Origin of the sequence: Peptostreptococcus sp. (assembly GCF_036639115.1) — a bacterium.
Lineage (GTDB): Bacteria > Bacillota > Clostridia > Peptostreptococcales > Peptostreptococcaceae > Peptostreptococcus.
Genome location: NZ_JAVWJH010000006.1, coordinates 73,372 through 96,262, shown reverse-complemented (window position 1 = coordinate 96,262; position 22,891 = coordinate 73,372). Strand labels below are relative to the sequence as shown.

Genomic DNA, 22,891 nt, shown 5'->3' with positions numbered 1-22,891 from the left:
AAACTGCCTGGGAGAGTAGGAAGTAGCCACGTAGTAAGCTCTAGCACATTGCTAGGGCTTTTTTTTATGAAAAATATGAGATTAAAACTCTACATAAAGTTAGAAAATATAGTTTATTTCATTAATTTATTAGTAATTCAATAAAAGATATTCAAAATAAAGTGATATTGAGATATAATAGATACATTGAATAAAAAATAAAGTGGAGGGCAATTTATGCTTAAAAAGTTTAACAAGGTTTTAGTAGCCAATAGAGGTGAAATTGCAATTAGAATCTTTAGAGCTTGCGCGGAGTTACAGATTCGAAGCGTTGGTATCTATAGTGAGGAAGACAAGTACGGTCTGTTTAGAACAAAAGCAGATGAATCATATCTTATAGGTGAAGGAAAAGGTCCAGTAGATGCATATTTAGATATTGATGGAATAATATCTCTAGCAAAGAGAAAAAAGGTAGATGCAATACATCCAGGATATGGATTCTTATCAGAAAATGCTGAGTTTGCGAGAAAGTGTGAAGAAAATGGAATCACTTTTATAGGGCCAAGTTCAGATATAATGGAGAAACTAGGAGATAAAATCAACTCAAAACTTGTAGCGCATGAGGCTGATGTTCCTACTATACCAGGTGTTGAAAAATCATTGAAATCTGTAAAAGAAGCTAAAGAAGTAGCTGAAACTATAGGATATCCTGTAATGGTAAAGGCTTCTAATGGCGGTGGCGGTAGAGGAATGAGAATAGTTCGCCAGGCAGATGACTTAGAAAGAGAATTTGAAAATGCTAGAAGTGAGTCAAGAAAAGCTTTTGGTGAAGATTTAATATTTATAGAAAAGTATATAGAAGATCCAAAACATATAGAAGTCCAAGTATTAGGAGATGAGTATGGAAATATCGTACATCTATACGAAAGAGACTGTTCTGTACAAAGAAGACATCAAAAAATTATAGAGCATGCTCCAGCATTTTCTCTTGCAGAAGACATTAGAGAAAAGATCTGTAGTGATGCTGTTAAGATAGCTAAATATGTTGGATATGCAAGTGCAGGTACTTTAGAATTCTTAGTAGACAAGCATGGCAATCATTATTTTATAGAAATGAACACTAGAGTTCAGGTTGAACATACTGTTACTGAACAGGTGACAGGAATAGATATCGTTCAAAGTCAAATACTGATAGCTGAAGGTTATAAACTATCAGATCCAGAAATTAATCTTAAGAGCCAGGATGATGTAACTGTAAGAGGTTTCTCTATTCAGTGTAGAATAACAACAGAAGATCCTAAGAAGAATTTTATGCCTGACACAGGTAAGATACAGGTATATAGATCAGGTTCTGGAGCGGGTATAAGACTTGATGGTGGTAATGGATTTACTGGTTCAACTATCAGTCCGTACTATGATTCACTACTAGTAAAAACGATAGCATATGACAGAACATTTGAAGGAGCCATCAGAAAGATGGTCAGATCTATAAAGGAAATGAGAGTAAGAGGAGTAAAGACAAATGTCGGTTTCTTGGTAAACGTTCTTCTAGATCCTCAGTTTATAGAAGGAAAGTGTAGTACAAACTTTATAGATGAAAATCCTCAACTGTTCGATATTGCAGAAAGTAAGGACAGAGGTACTAAGCTTCTTAAGTTTATAGGTGACGTAGTAGTAAATGAAAATAAGTGTCAGGAAAGAAGAACATTCGATGCATTATATGAACCTAGAACTAGAGAAGTAAAGCAGGTCGAAGGTAGTAGAGATAAACTTTTAAGACTAGGTAAAGATGCCTATATTGATGACATAAGAAAAGAAAAGAAATTATTATTTACAGATACAACTATGAGAGATGCTCATCAGTCTTTATTGGCAACTAGATTTAGAACATTTGACCTTATGAACATAGCTGAAGCGACTGAACACTATCAAAAGGATATGTTCTCTCTTGAGATGTGGGGTGGAGCAACATTTGACGTTGCATACAGATTCTTAAAGGAATCTCCATGGTTAAGGTTACAGCAGCTAAGAGAAGCTATACCAAGCATCAATTTCCAGATGCTTTTAAGAGCGTCAAATGCTGTCGGATACAAGAACTACCCAGACAATGTAATTAAGGAATTTATCAAGGAAAGTGCAAACTCAGGAATAGATGTATTTAGAATATTTGACTCATTAAACTGGGTTGAAAATATGAAGCAATCAATAGCAATAGCTCAGGATACTGGTAAGGTAGTTGAAGCTGCAATGTGCTATACAGGAGATGTACTTGATCCAGATAAGTCAAAATATACAATAGATTACTATGTAGATATGGCAAGGGAGCTAGAAGCTGCAGGTTCTGATATTATCGGTATTAAGGATATGGCGGGATTATTAAAGCCATATGCTGCATATGAGCTAATAAAGGCCCTTAAGGAAAATGTAAAGGCTCCAATACACCTTCATACTCACGATACAAGTGGTAACGGTGTAGCAACGCTTCTAATGGCTTCACAAGCAGGTGTAGACATAGTTGATGGAGCATTAGAATCTATGGCAAGTGTTACTTCACAGCCATCTCTAAACTCTGTTATGGAAGGTCTTAAGTTTACAGATAGAGACCCTCAAATAGATATGTTTGGTTACAATGAATTAGGAAAATATTATAGAGATTTAAGAAAAGTGTATTATAAGTTTGAAAGTGATCTTAAGACATCAAATGCGGAGATATATGACTTTGAAATCCCAGGAGGTCAGTATACAAATCTTAAGCCTCAGGCAGATAGCTTGGGTCTAGTAAATAGATTTGAAGATGTAAAGGATAACTATAAGGTTGCAAATAAGATAGTTGGAGATATCATAAAGGTAACTCCATCTTCTAAGGTAGTAGGTGACCTTGCAATATTTATGACTAAGAATAATCTTACTGAAGACAATATAATAGAAGAAGGAAAGAATCTATCATTCCCTGATTCTCTTGTTGACTATTGTAAGGGTATGATTGGTCAGCCAATGGGTGGAGTTCCAAAGGATCTTCAAGAAGTTGTACTTAAGGGAGAAGAAGCTATCACTGCTAGACCAGGATCATTACTTCCAGATGAGGACTTTGAAGCTATCAAAACTCACCTTAGAGATGATTTAGATATCAAGGATCCTACAAATAGACAGGTACTTAGCTACTCTTTATATCCAAAGGTATTTGATGACTATATAGCTCATGTTAGAGATTTTAATGATGTAAGCAAGATTGAAAGTGATGTATTCTTCTATGGTCTGAATATGGGACAAGAGTGTGAAGTTGAAATAGAAGAAGGTAAGGTGTTAACTATTAAACTTGTTGACATTGGAGAACCAAAAGAAGATGGAACTAGAACTCTTACATTTGAATTAAATGGTATGCTAAGAGATGTAGATATACTAGACAGCAACTATGCGGGTAAGATTGTCAATGTTGAAAAGGCAGATATGAATGACCCTCATCAGATAGGAGCAAGTATTCCAGGTAAGGTAGCTAAGATTTTGGTTAAGGAAGGCGATATAGTTAAGGAAAATCAGCCTCTAATAGTAATTGAAGCTATGAAAATGGAGACTAACATAGTGGCAAAGGCTGCAGGTAAGGTAAGAGATATTAAGGTATCTGAAGGTCAGATGGTAATAGACAAGCAGCTATTAATACAGCTTGAATTAGCAGACTAAGGGATATTCAGCAGTTAAGTAACTAAAATAAATATAATAAGCTTCTAAATTATAATAATAGTGGCTTAATAAAATAATTTATTAAAGTGAATTTATATTAGATATCTTGAATATAAAAATAAAAATATTTGAATCTTTTTTCAAAAAGTAATTTAGTTTTTTGAAATAGAGGCTAATTGTAAAAAAAATATCAATAAAATAAGATGAAAAAGAGACTATTATGACTTATAATAGCTCTTTTTTTTATTTATTTTTAAAGTATTATATAAATAATGTCCATAAATATAGAAAATTTATGAAAGGATAGAGTCATAGCAATAAACTAATCTAAGATTGACTTTTTTATCAATAAAGTTTATAATTAAAATCAAATAGAAAAAATTTTTTGAATTTTCTAGTATTAATGACCGTTTTTTAAAAAGTTTGTTAAAAAGCATATAATCTTTTATAATACTATCAGTTAAAATCTAAAATGAATAGTGGTGTAAAGTAATTTTAAAATTCGGTAATAAAAATAAAGGTAGGTGCTCATATGAAAGTCTATAATAGTGATAAGATAAGAAATATTGCAGTGTTGGGTCACAGCGGATGCGGTAAGACTAATTTATTAGAAACTATTGCCCATGCTGCAAACGTTAACAAAATTCCCAAGTTAAGTAATAATGTGCAGATGACTTATAGCATGAGTCTAATGCCAGTAGAGTATGAAGGCTGTAAATTTAACTTTATAGATACACCTGGATATACTGATTTTACTGGTGATGTAATATCTGCATTGTCTGCAAGTGATGCAGCTATAATAGTAATTGACGCTACCGATCCTATGCAGGTTGGAACTGAAAAAGCTCTTGAACTTACAGAGGGTATACCAAAGATAATGTTTATAAATAAAATAGATAATGAAAAAGCTAGATATAAAGATGTTATAGAAATGCTTGATGCAAAGTTTGAAAATAAGATAATACCGATGATCTCTCCTGAGTTTAAAGATGGTAAGTTTATAAAGTTACATAATGTGTTTGAAGATTATGAAGGCTTAAATGATGAATTCAGACAGCAGGCCGAAAGAGCATATGAAGCCTTGATGGAACTGATAGCAGAGACAGATGATGATTATCTAGAGAAGTTTTTCGAGGGCGAAGAACTAACGATAGAAGAGAAAAGAAATGGTATTACAGTAGGAATTAAAAAGGGTGATATTGTCCCAGTAATATCAGGATCAACAATTAATAATGTAGGTACTAAGGAGATTTTAGCATCTCTTAAAAATTATATAGATCCATCTTTTACAGATGAGCAATCTCCTTTTAATGGAGTCGTATTTAAGACTTTCATAGATCCATTTGTAGGGAAGATTTCTTATATAAAAATAACAGAAGGTTCTATAAAAAAGGATACAGAATTTTATAACTTAAGAACAAAAAATAAGACTAAAATAGCAAATATATATACGATTAGAGGAGAAGAGTTAATAGAACTGGATAAGGCATATGCAGGAGATATTATAGTGGCAACCAAACTTCCTGAAATTCAAACAGGAGATGGTATATCAACAAGTCTAGATTCAAAGGTTGAGATAGAGCTTAAATTCCCTAGACCACAGATTTATTATGCTATTACTCCAAGAAATAAAAAAGACGAAGAAAAAATGGCAAGTATTGTAACTAAGTTAGTGAGTGAAGATCCTACCCTTGATTACTATAGAAATAATGAAACTCGTCAGGCATTAATAGGAGGACAGGGAGAACTACATATCAAAAATCTAATAGCAAAGATGAAAGATAAGTTTGGATTGGATGTAGATTTACACGATATAAAGGTTGCTTACAGAGAAACTATCAAGGAATCTTCAGATGTTGAAGGAAAGCACAAAAAACAGTCTGGGGGTCATGGGCAGTATGGTCATGTAAAGGTCAAATTCTCTAGAAGTGATGAGGATTTTGAATTTTCAGAGGAATTATTTGGGGGATCTGTTCCAAAGTCATATATTCCTGCAGTGGAAAAGGGAATTTTGGAATCCATGGAAAAAGGAGTATTAGCAGGCTATCCTGTGACTCACATCAAGGCGGTGCTTTATGATGGATCTTATCATGATGTAGATTCTTCAGAGATGGCATTTAAATTGGCTTCATCAATGGCATTTAGAAAGGGTATGGAAGAAGCAAAGCCAGTATTATTAGAACCGATAATGAAGATGACTATTACTGTTCCAGAGGAATATATGGGAGATGTAATGGGGGATATGAATAAGAGAAGGGGAAGAATACTAGGTATGGAGTCTAGTTCTAGAGGAAAACAAATACTAGAGGCACTTGCCCCACAGAGTGAAACATTTAGCTATGCTATAGATCTTAAATCAATTACTCAAGGTAGAGGAATATTTGAAAGTGAGTTTGATAGTTATTCAGAAGTTCCAGAAGAAAATCAGAAAAAGATAATAGAGGCAGTAAATGGAGAAGAAAAATAAGAAACTAATTTAGCCATTCCAAAATAAAATAACACAAAAAGGCGAACAGATAAATTATTTGTTCGCCTTTTTATTCGTCACCTAATTTATAATAATAATATAAATACTATATTAAATTGTGATATAATATAGTATATAAGACTTACTAAATTTAAATTATTTCAGGTAAAATAGAGCTATAAAATTAATTTTTCTTAAAAAATATAGATTGCGGGTTCACTTAATATTTATTTAATTGTATTGGAGGTCAGTATAATGAATTTCAATAGATATACAAGAAGAGTAGACAAAGCATTAAAAATTGCCAGAGAATATTCTAGTAAAACTGGTTATGAAGTAACGGGAAGTGGTCATGTATTATGGGCATTGATGTGCATAGGAGACGGAACGGCATATAATGTTCTCAGCAATATGGGGCTTGAATTAGAGGATATAAAAGAAGACCTAGATAAGATTATGGAATGTAGTAGCTATGAACCTTTAGAGGGGGATGCTGAAAATAAAGAAATGAGTCCTAGAATGAAGAATATATTGGAAGTAGCTGAAAAAATAGCAAATTCCTACCACACAAATTTCATAGCATCTGAACACCTTCTTTTTGCGATGACAGGTGAAGAGGGATGTGTAGCAAATATAATCTTAAAAAATAGAGAAATAGATATAGATATTCTAAAAAAATTGATTCTGGACAAAGAAAATAAAAAAGAAGAAAAGTTCTTAAGTTATATAAGGGCGAACAATGAAGATTATCCCGACGAGGATAGTGACTTGCCTGTATTAAACAAGTATGGAATCAATATGATCAAATATGTCAAAGAAAATAGTGTCGATCCGCTCCTTGGAAGAGACGAGGAAATCAAGCGAATAATGCAAATTTTAAACAGAAGGAAAAAAAATAATCCTGTATTAATAGGAGAACCAGGAGTAGGAAAAACTGCAATTGTAGAGGGGATTGCTAGAGGTTTGGCCTTTATGAGCTATCATAACGATGAATTGTTTCATAAAAAAATGTATTCATTAGAGATAGGATCGCTGATAGCAGGAACAAAATATAGAGGTGATTTCGAGGAAAGGTTACAAAATATCATCGATGAAGTGAGCAATTCTGATGAAAAAATACTCTTATTTATAGATGAAATGCATACTTTAGTAGGTGCAGGCTCATCAGGAGAAAAGGGATCTGTAGACGCATCTAATATTTTAAAGCCTGCCCTAAGCAGAGGATCTGTTCAGATAATAGGAGCAACTACAATTGATGAATATAGAATGCACATAGAAAAAGATCCGGCACTGGAAAGAAGATTTCAGCCAGTAAAGGTTTCAGAACCGGATAGAGATACAAGTGTATATATACTAAAAGGTATTAGAGATAAGTATGAAGCATATCATAAGGTTAAAATAACTGATGAAGCAATTGAAAAAGCAGTTGATTTATCTATTAGATATATAGCAGATAGATTTCTTCCAGACAAGGCTATAGACTTGATTGATGAATCTTGCTCAAGAGTAAAGTTGAAGTCTAGATTTTTACCATCGACTATCAATGATATGGAAAAAATGGAAAAGCAATTAGAAAAACAATTAGAAGAGGTAATAGCAGATCAAAACTTTGAAGCTGCAATTGATATCAAAAAGAAGAAAAATGAACTGGTAAAAGATATAAAGCGTGAAAGAGTAATTTGGAATAAAAGAAGAGATAATAAAAATACAGTAACAGGAGAAGTAGTGGCGGAAGTAGTTGAAATGTGGACTGGTATTCCAATAAATAAAATTATGGAAGAAGAAGCTGAAAGGCTACTTAACCTAGAGAATGTTTTGAAAGAGAGAGTTGTAGGTCAAGAGCACGCTGAAAAAGAAGTTGCAAGAGCTATAAGGCGCTCTAGAACAGGAGTGCAAGATCCAAAACGACCAATAGGATCCTTTTTATTTGTAGGCCCTCCAGGTGTAGGTAAGACAGAACTATCAATAGCTATTGCAGAGAGTTTATTTCTAGGTGAGCAAAATATTATAAGAGTGGATATGTCTGAATATATGGAAAAACATTCTGTATCAAAGATTATAGGTTCTCCTCCAGGATATGTAGGACATGAAGAAGGAGGCTATCTTACAGAGAAGGTAAGGTTTAATCCATACTCTGTTATACTATTTGATGAAATAGAAAAGGCTCATATAGATGTGTTAAATATATTGCTTCAAATGTTGGATGATGGTATACTAACGGATTCAAAGGGAAGAACAGTAGATTTTAAAAATACAATTATAATTATGACATCTAATATAGGGTATAAATCTTCAAATGAAGTAAATATGGGATTTTCTGCTAGTAAAGCAGCATACTCAGAAGATGAGATAGATCTATTAGATAAAAAGGCAAGAGAAAGAACTCTAAATGATGTAGCTTCTTATTTTACACCAGAGCTACTCAACAGAATTGATGACATTATAGTATTTAGAAGTTTGAGAAAGTCTGACTTTGAGAAGATAGTAGTTATATTATCGAAAACTCTTATAGAAAGAACGAAAGATATAGGTATAGATCTAGAGATTAGTGACTCAATATATAAACATATAGCAGAGTTGGCGGCAAAGGCGAACCAAGGAGCAAGGCCTGTAAACAGACTTATACAACATAAGCTAACCAATAAGGTAAGTGAGGCTGTACTTAAGAAAACTATAGCGCCAGGCGATAAAGTCCTTGCATATTTCTCTAATGGCGAAGTAGAGTTTAAAAAGCATTAAGGTTAATTTAAGGGGGCGTTGTTAAAATTTATGGCAAAGGTGAGAACAAGATATGTGTGTCAAAACTGTGGATATGTAAACCCAAAATGGCTAGGTAAATGTCCAGAGTGTCTGCAATGGAATACTTTTGTAGAAGAAGTAGAAGAAAAGAAAAGCTCTAAGATACAAACTGTATCCTCAACAAAGCTAAATTCCAAGGCAGTAAGTATAAATTCAGTGACAACAGAAAAAGAAGAACGATTTTCAACGAGTATAGCAGAGTTAGACAGAGTGTTGGGTAGTGGAGTGATACCAGGTTCAATGATATTAGTCGGTGGTGATCCTGGAATAGGAAAGTCAACTCTTCTTCTTCAGGTATCTAACAATATAGCAAAGCAAGGTAAGAAAGTTTTGTATATATCTGGAGAAGAAAATGAAAGTCAACTCAAGATGAGAGCGAAGAGGCTCAATGCTAATTCAGAAAATTTGTACATTTATACAGAAAATAGCCTAGCAGCAATAGAACTTGTAATTAGAGATATGAAGCCAGATGCAATAATAGTGGACTCTATCCAGACTATGATAGCTCCTGATATAAGTTCTGCTCCTGGAACTGTGAGCCAAATCAAAGAATCTACATCTATGTTGATGAAGATTTCAAAGAGTAATATGATTGCCACTTTTATAGTTGGGCATGTTACAAAGGAAGGGTCTCTTGCAGGACCAAGGGTTCTTGAACATATGGTGGATACGGTATTATACTTTGAAGGTGAAAGATATAATACTTATAGAATTCTTAGAGCAGTAAAAAACAGGTTTGGATCAACCAATGAATTGGGTGTATTTGAAATGAAAAGTGATGGTTTGATAGAACTTGAAAATCCATCAAAAGTTCTAATTTCAGAGAAGCCTGAAAATGTTTCAGGCTCTGTTATAGTATCTACTCTTGAAGGTACAAGATCGATGTTGTTGGAACTACAGGCTTTAGTTGCTCCGACAAATTTTGGCTATCCAAGAAGAACTACAACTGGAGTGGATAGCAATCGAGTGGCTTTGATTCTAGCAGTTTTGGAAAAAGTAATAGGAATGCAGATACAAAATCAAGATGTTTTTGTAAATATAGTAGGTGGATTAAAGACAAATGAACCTTCTATGGACCTTGGAATAGCACTAGCTGTTGCTTCTAGCTTTAGGAATATACCAGTAGATGCAAATGTTGCAGTTACTGGTGAGATTGGTCTTACAGGCGAAGTAAGAACAGTTAGCTTTATAGAAAAAAGAATTATAGAATGTCAAAAACTAGGATTTAAAAAAATGATCATCCCAGCGGGTAATTATATTGATGAATTTAAAGATGAGTACACTATAGAAATAGTACCAGTTAAGAATTTAAGGCAAGCAATATATGAAGTATTGGGAGGTAACTAGGTGAGCATTCTAAATATATTTGAGGATAAGGAATGGAATGATATCCTGAAACTAACAGCACCTGGATCTTCACTTAGAAAGGGTTTGGACAATGTGTTAATGGCAGGCACAGGTGGTCTGATAGTAATAGGAGATGATGAAGAAATATTATCTTTGGTTGATGGTGGGTTTGAGCTGAATGCAGAATATACACCTTCTTCCCTATATGAGTTATCAAAGATGGATGGAGCAATCGTTTTAGATGAAAATATAGAAAGAGTAAGATTTGCAAATACACAGCTGATGCCAAGAAAAGATATTTCAACTACAGAAACAGGAACAAGACATAGAACTGCTGAGAGAGTAGCCAAACAAACAGGTTGTATAGTAATAGCCATATCGCAAAGAAGGTCTATAATTACTATATACAAAAATAATAAGAAATATGTAGTGGAAAATACAACCACTCTATTTTCAAAGGCGAATCAAGCATTTCAAACTTTGGAAAAAGCAAAGCTATCTCAAGAAGAGGCTGTGTTAAATCTAAATGCACTTGAGTTCGCGGATATGGTCACTATATACGATGTAGTGTTTGCGATGTCAAAGGTAGAGATGGTTCTAAGAGTAACCAATACTATGGAGATGTACCTTTTGGCACTTGGTGAAGAAGGATTTCTAATAAGAAATCAATACGAGCAGTTGATAGGTAGGACAAAGGATGAACAGGACTTTATAATCAATGATTATGTTCTGGATGAAATGAATAAAACATTATTTAAGAAAAAGTTGAGCAGTCTTTCAAATGAAGAGCTAGTCGATTTGACAAAAATAGCCAAGATAATGGGATTCTCTGGATACAATGAAAATCTAGATAAGCCAACATATCCAAGAGGATATAGATTGCTTAGTAAGATACATAAATTGCCACAGGGAATTATAGTCAACCTTATTGAATCTTTTGGTAGCTTCCAAGCTATACTAAATGCCTCTATAGAACAGTTAGATGAAGTAGAGGGGATCGGTGAAATAAGAGCAACTTATATTAGAAATGGGCTTATTAAGATGAAGAAATTAGCAGTTTTAGATAGATTGATTTAATGGAAAGGCAGGAAAATATGCTAAGTAAGATTAAAAGATTTATTTTTGCCTTACTTGGATTTGCAATAGTAACAACCCTATATATATCATTTATGAAGCCGTTTGAATTACTTCAATTTGGTAATAAAACATATGGATATATAATAGGAGTATCATTAGGAGCAATAGTAGGCCTAATATTATTTATAGCAGAACCAAGTATCAGCAGAAAAATGAAAAATATAGGAATGAAATTTGATAGCGAAATGTCTAGATATTCTCAGGTAGATATAATTTTGGGTTCGATAGGACTTCTAATAGGATTTATAATTGCATTTTTACTAAGTAGCTTGCTTGAGAAAATATATATAGTTGGGCAAGTATTGTCTATAATAGCATATATCATATTTGGTTTGATAGGTGTGAGAATAGGTATACGAAGTAAAGATGAAATAGTAGGATTCCTAAAAAATAGGAATATAGGCGAAAAGAAAGAAAAAGATTCAGACAAGACAAAGGCAGCAAAGAGAAATATCCCGCCAAAGGTTTTGGATACATCTGTAATAATTGATGGAAGAATAGCAGATATCTGTAAGACTGGATTTTTGGAAGGAAAATTGGTTGTACCACAGTTTGTATTAGATGAATTGAGACACATAGCTGACTCTGCAGACGACCTCAAAAGGGTTAGAGGTAGAAGAGGATTAGATGTATTAAGCGCCATTCAGGAAGAAGGAAATGTAGAAGTTGAAGTCACAAATCAAGACTTTTCAAATATAGCAGAAGTTGATATTAAACTTTTAAAATTAGCATCTGTTTTAAATGGTAAGGTAGTTACAAATGACTATAATTTGAATAAGGTTGCACAGGTAAGAGGAGTAGAAGTTTTAAATATAAATGAACTTGCAAACGCTGTGAAGCCAATAGCTATACCAGGTGAAGAAATAGTGGTAACCATAGTCAAGGAAGGTAAGGAAAATCAACAGGGAGTTGCTTATCTAGATGACGGAACTATGATAGTTGTAGAAAACGGTAGACACCATATTGGAGAAACTAGAGCAGTAGTAGTAACATCTATTCTTCAAACTCCAGCTGGAAGAATGATATTTGCAAAAATTAAATAAAATAAAAATTTAATCAGTTTCGATGCATAGGAATTTAGTTATAAAATACACAAAAGTGTATGATATTTGGTGGTATTTTTTATTGGCAATTATTTTTATTTATATTCAGATACTGGAAAAGACGGGTATAAACTGCATCAGCTCAGTATTTATTCATCTTAAACTGCATATATTTATTTAACAACTTGGTCTTGACATTTTAAATTAAATATTATATGATGTCAATATACTTAAATATAAGCAATGATGAAGGAAAAGTAACTTGATTAAATCATACAGAGAGGAATCGTTGGTGAGAGATTCCAGATTGAAGCTAGTGAACCAGCCTTTTAGCATGAGGGGTTTAAAACTCTCACGGCTTAGAACCGTTATATTCTATCGAGTGAGCTTTTTAGCTAATAAGAGTGGTACCGCGGAATTTACAGCCTTTCGTCTCTTTTGGAGACGAAGGGCTTTTTTTATTGTCTTTTAAGGCTGTTTAATATATTTAAGTTCAAAGCTATCATGACTGAATATTCGGTATAGTAAAGCTAATCGAAAGGAAGTCTGGATAGGCGGAGAAAATCACACAGAATGCTTTAGGAGGATATTAAAATGGGAAAGAATGAAAAACAATTTGTTGAAGAAATAACACCAATGGAAGAAGACTTCTCACAGTGGTATACAGATGTTATCACTAAGACTGAGTTGGTAGATTATGCACCAATTAAGGGATTCATGGTTATAAGACCTTATGGATTTGCTCTATGGGAAAAGATCAGAGATTATGCAGATGGAATGTTTAAAGAAACTGGACATCAGAATGTTTACTTCCCAATGTTGATACCAGAGAGCCTACTAAATAAGGAAGCAGAACACGTTGAGGGATTTGCTCCAGAAGTTGCTTGGGTAACTCAGGGTGGAAACAAAGTATTAGAAGAAAGATTAGCTATTAGACCTACATCAGAAACAATCATATGTACAATGTATTCTAAGTGGCTTAATTCATATAGACAGCTTCCATTTTTATACAATCAGTGGAACTCAGTTGTTAGATGGGAAAAGAGTACTAGACCTTTCCTAAGAACTTCAGAATTCTTATGGCAAGAAGGACATACTCTTCACGAAACACGTCAGGAAGCAATAGATGAGACACTTCAGCAGTTGGCAACATACAAGTCAGTAGCTGAAGATTTGATGGCTATACCAGTAATAGATGGTAGAAAATCTGAAAGTGAAAAGTTCGCAGGAGCGGATTCAACATACACAATAGAGGCTATGATGCATGATGGTAAGGCTCTTCAGTCAGGTACTTCTCATTTTTTGGGACAGCACTTTACTAAGGCATTTGATATTACTTACTCAGACAGAGAAGGAAATCTAGCAAATCCATATCATACTTCTTGGGGAATATCTACAAGATTAATCGGTGGACTTATAATGGTACATTCAGACAATAGAGGTCTTGTACTTCCTCCAAAGATGGCTCCAATACAGGTAGTAATAGTTCCAATAGCTGCTAATAAGGGTGGAGTAATCGATGTAGTAGATGAAATAGCAAAAGACTTAAAGTCTAAGGGAATCACTGTAAATGTAGATGACAGAGAAAACTATAGTCCAGGATACAAGTTCAATGATGCTGAAATGAAGGGTATCCCAGTAAGACTAGAAATAGGACCAAGAGACATTGAAAAGAATCAGGCTCTTGCATTTAGAAGAGACGAACTTACAAAGGATGCTATATCACTAGATAACATAGCTGATACAGTAGAAAAATTACTTGAAGATATACAGATCAACCTATTTAATAAGGCTAAAAAGCATAGAGATGATAACACTTTTGTAGCTAATAATATGGATGAGTTCAAGGATATAATAGAAAACAAGCATGGATTTGCCAAAGTTATGTGGAAGAATAATGACGAAAACGAAGCTAAGATCAAGGAATTAACTGGTGCAACAATAAGAGTTATACCATTTATACAAGAAAATCTAGGAGATACTTGTTTCTATAGCGGAGAAAAGGCAGATAATATGGTAATATTTGCTAAGGCATATTAAAATATAAAATAATAAAGAAATAATAGAGAAAAGAGGTAATTTAATTGCAATTAAATTACCTCTTTTTTATAAATTAAGATTTACAATATATTTATATATGCTATCATAATATAAGTGTTGTTATATGAAATATAAGGAAGGTGAGAAAGAATGGATGAAAAAAAGATAGCTGATATGTTTGCACAGGGATTTGATTGTGCTCAAGTAATATCGTATGCAATAGCAAAAGATTTAAATATGGATACAGAGATTGCTCTAAAAAGTTCGGCAGCATTCGGTGCTGGAATGTTTGAAGCAGATCTTTGTGGAGCATATGTAGGAGGATTGATAGCACTAGGGCTAAAGTATGGTCACTGCAAAGCTGGAGACGAAGTAGCCAAGGGTCAAATGATTTCTAAAATCTTCCAATATAAAGAAGAATTTGCAAAAATAAAAGAAGATAATAAATGTTCAGATATATTAGGGTACAATCTGACTATTCCAAGTGAAGCAAAGATAATAGAAGAAAAAAATCTATTGATGACAGTTTGTCCTAGACTGGTAAAAGATGTTATAGAAGTAGTAGAAAAATTATAAAATGACCTTGATTTTAAGTAGAGAAAATAGTATATTGTTTTTATCTATAGAAAATCAAGTAACTATAGATAAAAAATTATAAAAATTAACTAGACTCTCAATTAATTTATGATAATATAGAAATATAATATAAAAATTGGAGGTCTATAATGGATTATTATTTTGAAAAAGAAGATTTAGCAAAATTTGGCCAAGGAGTTCTTCGTGAAAACGCAGAACAGATGTGGGATAAGTTTATGGAATATTATGGTTCTGTATTTGAAGAAGGTGCTCTTACTACTAGAGAAAAGACTCTTGTAGCATTGGGGGTAGCGCTTGCTGAACAGTGTCCGTATTGTATAGATGCCTATACAAACGCATGTCTTGAAAGAGGATGCGATCAGGATCAGATAGTTGAAGTAGCTCATGTAACTTCAGTAATTAAGTCTGGTGCAACACTAGCATTTGGTGTACAGAGTAAGAATATAATAGAAAAGAAAAGCATGAAATAAGGCAATCTATATATAATATAGATTTTGAGGAGTAGAAATGAATATAGAAGAAATAAATAGTAAGGTAAGCGTACCTATGTTTGAAGATTCGGTAGAGGAAAAAGCTTTTTTGAAGACTTTGGCAAATCCATCTACACTTCAGGTAAATGTAGGTAAGATATGTAATCTAAAATGTAAGCATTGTCATGTAGAGGCAGGTCCAGATAGAAAAGAGGAAATGTCAAAAGAAATTTTACAGGCATGTTTGGATGTATTTAAAAAATACAACTTTAAAACAATGGATATAACAGGTGGGGCTCCAGAGATGAACCCTGATTTTGAATGGTTTGTAGAAGAAAGTTCAAAGATAGCTGATAAGGTGATTGTAAGAACTAATCTTGTAATACTAACCACTCAAAAGTATGCTCATATAGCAGAATTTTATAAAAATAATAAAGTAGATGTTGTCTGTTCATTACCTTTTTATACAAAGAAAAATGCGGATATACAAAGAGGAGATGGAGTATTTGACAAGTCAATTGAGGCTTTGCAAATGCTAAATAATCTTGGATATGGAAAGGGTTCAGGCTTAGCTTTAGACTTAGTGTTTAATCCAGCAGGTGCATACCTTCCTCCAGATCAGGATTCTATGACAAAGCTTTACAAGGAAAGATTATACTCAGACTATCAGATAGTATTTGATAATCTGTATACTATAACAAATAATCCAATAGGTAGATTTGCAGATTTCCTAGAAGAAAGTGGGAATTTGGAAGACTACTTAGCTACACTATATTATAGTTTCAATGCTGCTACAGTTGAAAATATGATGTGTAGAGATCAAGTATCTGTATCTTGGGATGGCTCACTATATGATTGTGACTTTAACCAGGCGGTAGATATGAAGATGGAAGGTATAAATGATATATTTGACCTGAGAGATAATTCTTTAGATATTAGAACTATCAAAACAGGTAAGCATTGCTATGCATGTACAGCAGGAGCAGGTTCTAGCTGTGGTGGAGCAACAGAGTAAGACTTAACTTAGACAATAAAATATAATTTAATATAATAAAAGAAAATAGCTCTCATCCAAGTGATGAGAGCTATTTTTCTATAAATTTTAAAGTTTATTCAATAGACAAATTGATTGAGATGCTATTCCCTCTTTTTGACCTGTAAATCCAAGACCTTCTTCTGTTGTTGCCTTAATATTTATGTTTTCAATCCTAGTATGTAATATATTTGCAAAGTTTGATCTCATATGATCTAGATGAGGAGCCATCTTTGGAGCCTGTGCTATAATAACACAGTCAATATTACCGATTTCATATTTATTTTCTTTCATTAATTCATATGCATACTCCATCAACTTTAGGCTATCAGCTCCCTTAAATTTTGGGTCAGTGTCTGGAAAATGTCTACCCAAATCTCCAAGTGCAAGAGCACCAAAGATTGAGTCAATAACTGCATGAGTCAATACATCTGCATCTGAATGTCCCAAAAGGCCCTTATTATAATCTATTTTGACCCCACCGATGATTAAATCTCTGTTGTCTACAAGCTTATGTACGTCATACCCGATTCCTACTCTCATTGAAACCTCCTATTTGATAGACTCAGCAATGTATTTTGCTATTGCCAAATCTTCCTCTGTTGTAATTTTAATATTATTATAACTTCCCTCGATCATTTCTACCTCATAGCCAAGATTTTCAACCAAGGATGCATCATCTGTAGCTATAAAACCTGTTTCTTTTGCATATTGGTAGGCTTCTTTTATTACATCAATGTGGAAAGCCTGTGGAGTCTGTGCACACCATATGGAATTTCTATCTGGTGTAGAGCTTATTATTTTATCTTTATCCACAATTTTTATAGTATCTTTTGATAAAACTCCCGTACAACATGACTTGTAAAAGCAGCTATGTACACATTTATCGATGATTTCATCACTTACAAAAGGTCTTGCACCATCATGTATTAAAACATAGTCTGTGTGGATAATACCATCGAGGCAGTTTTTTATTGAATCCTGTCTTTCTTTGCCTCCATATACAAGTTGAATATTTTCCATTTTATATTTATCTAAAAGAGAGAGCATTTCTTTTTCATCTTCTCTTCTTATGGCAACTGTAATGTTGTCGATATTGTTGTTATTATAAAATTTTTCTAGGGTCCAAATTATTATGGGCTTATTTTCTATTTTTATAAACTGTTTATTTTCTTTGGAATTCATTCTTTTACCCGAACCTGCAGCTACAATAATAGCATCAATCATATTTTTTTCCTCCTAGTTAATATATATATAAAAGTATATCATAGGGAGTTTATAAAACCAATCGTTAGACAATAGATGCCTCTAGAACTTATAAATATATTTCTAAAAATAAAAAGACCTACCCCGATGGATAAGTCTCTTTTTCTATCTAGCTATTTTTCTGTTTTGACGTTTTTCAGCCTGTTCTATTATAGCTTCAGTCCATTTGTCAGTTCTACCAACCAAAAGATCGTGTTGTTGACCATTTTGTAGAGTAATTCTGATCCCGTCCTTTGTTAGAAATGTAGGTTTGAAATTCTCCACTTTTGTAACTTTAGATAGTGGTATTCTCATAGCCTTTTTTTCTATTAAATCTGGGTCAGGGCTATCTGCAAAGATTACTAATGAATCAGTAAGATAAAGCCAGCCTTTTACATTTTTTTCTCCTGAAACTGGTAAATCTGCAACCTCATCCATTATAAGAATTCCTTCTTTTTGCATTTTAGTTGCAAAGATTCTCATGTTAGTGGTTTCTCTACCTCTTTTGTTGAACATTAGTCCAGTAAGGAAGAAAGTTCCTCCTAGAAGTATGAAGAAATACAAAAATTGTCCCAAACTAGCTACAAATCCATATCTTGATATACGACCTATATTTAGGGCTAAGCCAAATACTAATCCTACCAAAATAGAAACTATAAGTTGTTTTAAGGTGTTGGTTCTCATAAACTCCTCCTTTAAAATATCTTTATTTACTTACATAAATAATAATATAGGGAATACCGACCGTACCCCCTATATTATTGAATTTCCACAATATATTATAACAATTATCGAGTAAGAAACTCAACTCTATTTGCAATAATTGTAGTTATTTATTTAATTGTAGTTGCTTAGCTTCTTCTTGCCAGGTAGTAAAAGTGCTATAAACACACATACTACAGCCAAAATGAAACATCCTAGATAGATATTATTATAGCCATTAAATTGTGACGATACAAGGTCTAGGTGACTTATTGATTTATTGCTAAGCAAAGTACTTGTATCTATACTTGTTCCCGATTTTGCAAAATACCTAATAACAGAGTTATTTAAGATTAGACCAAATATGCTGATTCCTATAGTCTGACCCAAAGTTCTAACAAACATTACAGAACCAGATGCCATACCCATATCCTCTTTTGAAAGGGTTTCTTGAACTATAAATAACAACATATTAAAGCTTCCACCGAAACCAAGACCTATAATAGCAGATGCTATTCCCATATGTATCGGGCTAGATTCAGGCTTTAAGCTTACAAGTCCCAAAATACCTGCAGCCAATACTGTTAGACTTGCCATTAAGATAGATTTTGTTGAGTACTTGCTTATGATTCTTGAAAGTAAGAATGAAGATAATACCCAAGCAACAGATAGTGGAACTATAGGAACAGTAGACATAAGTGGAGAGTGTCCCTGAACACTTTGCATAAAGGATGGATTATACACGTCCATTGCAATAAGAACTATAGAATTTAAGAATGTAATAATCATTATTATCAGTATTTCCTTAGAAAATAGTTGATAAGGAAGTACTGGAGATTTTACACCTTTTTCTACTCTGATAAATATCAGTAAAAAAGCCATAGCAGCAGCAAAAAGTCCTATAACATTTAAGCTTAAAAATGAATGACTTTCAAGTGCTGACATCGCCTGTAAAAGACAAACGACAAATAATGTCATAACTGTAAGCCCCTTGACATCCAGCTCCTCAGAACTAGTAGTGTCTTCAAATTTGTAGGCCTTTTGTATAAGTATCAAACTTAAAATTCCAACTGGTATATTAATATAAAATACCCAATGCCAAGTAAATCTAAGAAGGATTAATCCTCCAAGCATAGGTGCTATCAAACTGGCAACACTCCATACTGTTGAATTGTATCCAGATATCATAGCTCTTTCTTCAACTGCAAATACATCTCCTATAACAGCCATGGTAAGGGTAGTAAGTGCACCTGATCCAAGTCCCTGTATAGCTCTTGAGATTATTAAAAATATCATGCTTTGTGACAATCCACAAAGTAGAGAACCTATTAAAAAGATTATGATGGCAATTTGTAGTAATTTCTTTTTACCATAAATATCTGAAAGTTTGCCAAACACTGTAGTCGCTATAGCAGATGTCAGCAAAAATATAGAAAATACATAGCTCGATAGATTAAATCCTGAAAGATCCTTCACTATTGAGGGTATTGCAGTGGTAACAATTGTAATTTCAATTGCCCCCATACTATTACATATAAATAATGCCAACGCTATTAATTTTTTTTCAAATGACATATAAATGTCTCCTTCCTAAAAAGACCAATTCCCGTCTTTAAAAATCTGGAAGCTTTCCTCGTTACTTGTGACTCCGATTATATTTAAATCCTTGTCTCCAATCATAAAGTCTACGTGTGTAAGACTTGAGTTCATTCCCGCTTTATCCATTTCATCTTCATTCATATTCTCGCCATTTTCAATATTTGAGCTATAAGCTGCTCCTATTGCTAGATGACAAGATGCATTTTCATCAAATAAGGTATTATAAAAAACTGTTTCTGTATTTGATATAGGTGAGTCGTATGGAACCAGTGCCACTTCACCCAATCTACAAGATCCTTCATCAGTATCTATGAGATCTTTTAGATTTTCTTTCCCTGATTTTGCATCAAAATCCACAATTTTACCATCTTCAAATCTTATCCAAAATTCATCAATCAAACTTCCAGCATAAATTAAAGGTTTAGTACTATGAACTATTCCGTTTACACCATATTTATGTGGCATCGAATAAACTTCTTCTGTAGGTATATTTGGACAAAATTCAATGTTTTGTGGATCTCTAGCAGATCCGCTTTGCCAGATATGATTTTCTGGAAGTTCTATTACAAGGTCTGTTTTTAAAGACTTATAATGCAACTTCTTAAAATTCATTTTATTTAGCAAATCCATTTTTTTGCTAAGATTTGATACGTGATTTTTCCATTCTTCAACGGGATTATCGGTCACTCTAGAGCAATCTAATATTTCTAACCATAGCTTCTTTATGGCATCTTCTTCTGATAGCTCTGGGTGAACTCTACTTGCCCATGCAGTAGATGGAGTAGCAACTATAGACCACTTAACCTTGTCTGTGAGAGTAAAAGATCTCCATTCCTTTAAATACTTTCCTGCTATCTTTTGGAATCTTCCAATCCTATTAGAATCTACACCCTTCATAAGATCTGGATCAGAGGATAATATTGAAAGAAAAGATCCTCCTTCTTTTGCTATTTGAGTATATTTATAAGATTGCCATTCTGGATATTCATCAAATGACTCCTCTGGAGCAGATAAATAAGTTTCTCTAGTAATTACTTCATCAGAGTACTCAACATATACATGCTTTGCGCCAGCTTTATAGGCTTCTTTAACACATCTTCTCGCAAAATCTTTAGATTCAACATCAGTTCTTATCAGTAGAGTCTCGCCATTTTGGACATTTATTCCTGTCTTTATTGCAAGCTCTGCAAATTTATCGATTCTTTTGTTTAAATCCATAACTTTACCTCCTAATTATTATTTTTCACTAAGACTATAATATCATAAAGATGCCTAAAAAGTTACTTAAATATTCATAGATTTGTTAAAAAAAAAAGAAAGTATAGGCCTTTTTAAGCTCTAACTTTCTTTTTGTATAATATAATATATAAATTGTTGTATGTAGAACTTGACTTCTTTTATAAGTCCATATCTATCATATCTTTCGGTATCAGTTTCTTAACGCTAGATTTATAGTTTTCTATGTGGTAACTCCCAGCACCCCTCATTTCTATATGCTTGTTGGCAAGTTCAAGGGGGTACTTGTCAAGTCTATAGACACTGCCATCCAAACCGTACTGATTTCTTTCTAGATGAAAGACTAGCGGTGTGAATTTTGCATTTTCTATATATTTTTTATCGCCATTTTTTACAAAGGTCCAAGAAGGCATTCCTTCAAGGTAGGTATGGGCACCCAACATGTTGTGTACAAAGTTGCCTGTTCCATAGTATATAAGAGTATCTTTTCCGTTTGAATTTTTTAACCATTCAGCCTTTTGAATCCTATGGGCATGAGTTCCAATTACTGCATCTACCCCCAGTTCATTGAAAAGCTTTGCAAATTTCTTTTGGCTAGCGTCTATTTCTTCTATACCTTCTTCTCCCCAGTGGGCAGATACCAAGATAAAGTCAGACTTTGAAGATACTTTGGCTACGTCTTTTTTGACAGCCTCCTCTTCTAGATAAGATACCTTATAGTCTTTATCTGGAAGTATTCCGTTTGTCCCATAAGTATATGAAAGTAAGGCTATTTTAATTCCGTTTTTTTCTATAATCAAAGGATTATCCCTATCCTCCTGACTTTTAAACAGTCCCGTAAAATACACATTATCCGTATTATTCCAAATATCTATTGATTTTTCTATTCCATTTGAGCCCATATCAAGAGAGTGGTTGTTTGCCATATTGACTACATTAAAGCCTGAATCCACAAGTGAGTTGATCATCGATTCAGGTGTATTAAACTGAGGGTAGCTACTTGCCCCAAACTGGTCTCCTGCGATTATAGATTCTTGATTAATATATCTAAGATCATACTTTTGAATATCCTCTTTAATATTTGAGTATAGGTGATCAAAATTATACTTACCATCGCCAAATACGCCATCTCTCATATCAGCAGAATTATATATAGAGTCGTGGATAAGGTTATCTCCGACACCTACAAAGCTGACTTTTTTAACTTCTTCTTTAACAGCAGTTTTTTGGCTGGCATTTACATTTTTTATTTCAGACATGAAAAAAAACGTGAAAACAATAAAAAGTGATAAGGTGATAAAAATAGTGGTGAAAATTATGTGTTTGTCATTTTTAAAATTCATATTGTCCTCCAATGGTTTGGTTAATAAGGACTATTTTTGCTATTTTGAGCAATAAATCTAAAAATTTCTACAAAAGATGTAAAGCGGATAATAAGCAGCGCAAAATAAATGAAATAGTCACTTTAAAATAATTTAAAAACAAATCTAATAACAATTATATATAAAGTAGGAAAATA

The 22,891-nt window shown here is 33.2% G+C and carries 16 protein-coding genes and 1 other annotated feature; of the genes, 10 read left to right on the top strand and 6 right to left on the bottom strand.

The window, feature by feature from the left end:
• Window positions 1-216: 216 nt before the first annotated feature.
• The 10 genes from RR561_RS08365 to arsS all read left to right on the top strand — a co-directional run bounded on the left by RR561_RS08365 (window position 217) and on the right by arsS (window position 16,572).
• Window positions 217-3,657 (top strand): pyruvate carboxylase, encoded by a 3,441-nt coding sequence (locus RR561_RS08365; protein WP_332507336.1) that lies wholly within the window; start codon window positions 217-219, stop codon window positions 3,655-3,657.
• A gap of 532 nt (window positions 3,658-4,189) precedes the next feature.
• A complete protein-coding gene (locus RR561_RS08360; RefSeq protein WP_332507334.1) occupies window positions 4,190-6,124 on the top strand; it encodes an elongation factor G in 1,935 nt (644 codons plus the stop codon).
• Window positions 6,125-6,379: 255 nt separating this feature from the next.
• Window positions 6,380-8,863: an ATP-dependent Clp protease ATP-binding subunit gene (locus tag RR561_RS08355; protein ID WP_332507332.1), complete on the top strand. Its 2,484-nt coding sequence runs from the start codon at window positions 6,380-6,382 to the stop codon at window positions 8,861-8,863.
• 30 nt (window positions 8,864-8,893) lie between these two features.
• A complete protein-coding gene (gene radA, locus RR561_RS08350) occupies window positions 8,894-10,270 on the top strand; it encodes a DNA repair protein RadA (RefSeq protein ID WP_332507330.1) in 1,377 nt (458 codons plus the stop codon).
• Window positions 10,271-11,347, top strand: a complete 1,077-nt coding sequence (disA, locus tag RR561_RS08345) for a DNA integrity scanning diadenylate cyclase DisA (protein WP_332507328.1) — start codon at window positions 10,271-10,273, stop codon at window positions 11,345-11,347.
• Between the two features lie 17 nt (window positions 11,348-11,364).
• Window positions 11,365-12,450, top strand: a complete 1,086-nt coding sequence (locus tag RR561_RS08340) for a PIN/TRAM domain-containing protein (protein WP_332507326.1) — start codon at window positions 11,365-11,367, stop codon at window positions 12,448-12,450.
• 234 nt (window positions 12,451-12,684) lie between these two features.
• Window positions 12,685-12,890 (top strand) — a binding site (T-box leader).
• A gap of 154 nt (window positions 12,891-13,044) precedes the next feature.
• A complete protein-coding gene (proS, locus tag RR561_RS08335) occupies window positions 13,045-14,490 on the top strand; it encodes a proline--tRNA ligase (RefSeq protein WP_332507324.1) in 1,446 nt (481 codons plus the stop codon).
• Window positions 14,491-14,640: 150 nt separating this feature from the next.
• Window positions 14,641-15,066, top strand: a complete 426-nt coding sequence (locus tag RR561_RS08330) for a C-GCAxxG-C-C family protein (RefSeq protein ID WP_332507322.1) — start codon at window positions 14,641-14,643, stop codon at window positions 15,064-15,066.
• A 149-nt stretch (window positions 15,067-15,215) separates the two neighbouring features.
• On the top strand, window positions 15,216-15,557 hold the full coding sequence (locus tag RR561_RS08325; RefSeq protein WP_332507320.1) for an arsenosugar biosynthesis-associated peroxidase-like protein: 342 nt from the start codon (window positions 15,216-15,218) through the stop codon (window positions 15,555-15,557).
• A gap of 37 nt (window positions 15,558-15,594) precedes the next feature.
• Window positions 15,595-16,572, top strand: a complete 978-nt coding sequence (gene arsS, locus RR561_RS08320) for an arsenosugar biosynthesis radical SAM (seleno)protein ArsS (RefSeq protein ID WP_332507319.1) — start codon at window positions 15,595-15,597, stop codon at window positions 16,570-16,572.
• 87 nt (window positions 16,573-16,659) lie between these two features.
• Here the strand turns inward: arsS and ispF are convergent, their stop codons facing one another.
• The 6 genes from ispF to RR561_RS08290 form a co-directional block, all read right to left on the bottom strand.
• Window positions 16,660-17,133 carry a 2-C-methyl-D-erythritol 2,4-cyclodiphosphate synthase gene (ispF, locus tag RR561_RS08315; protein WP_332507317.1) on the bottom strand — a complete coding sequence of 158 codons (474 nt, stop codon included), beginning with the start codon at window positions 17,131-17,133 and terminating at the stop codon, window positions 16,660-16,662.
• 9 nt (window positions 17,134-17,142) lie between these two features.
• Entirely contained in the window at window positions 17,143-17,817 is a 675-nt protein-coding gene (gene ispD / locus RR561_RS08310; RefSeq protein WP_332507316.1) for a 2-C-methyl-D-erythritol 4-phosphate cytidylyltransferase, read from the bottom strand.
• 144 nt (window positions 17,818-17,961) lie between these two features.
• Entirely contained in the window at window positions 17,962-18,519 is a 558-nt protein-coding gene (locus tag RR561_RS08305; protein ID WP_332507315.1) for a hypothetical protein, read from the bottom strand.
• Between the two features lie 153 nt (window positions 18,520-18,672).
• Window positions 18,673-20,112, bottom strand: coding sequence for an MFS transporter (locus tag RR561_RS08300; protein WP_332507314.1), 1,440 nt, complete (start codon window positions 20,110-20,112; stop codon window positions 18,673-18,675).
• A 15-nt stretch (window positions 20,113-20,127) separates the two neighbouring features.
• Window positions 20,128-21,354, bottom strand: coding sequence for an aminopeptidase (locus RR561_RS08295; protein WP_332507312.1), 1,227 nt, complete (start codon window positions 21,352-21,354; stop codon window positions 20,128-20,130).
• Window positions 21,355-21,533: 179 nt separating this feature from the next.
• Window positions 21,534-22,715, bottom strand: a complete 1,182-nt coding sequence (locus RR561_RS08290; protein WP_332507310.1) for a CapA family protein — start codon at window positions 22,713-22,715, stop codon at window positions 21,534-21,536.
• Between the last annotated feature and the right edge of the window lie 176 nt (window positions 22,716-22,891).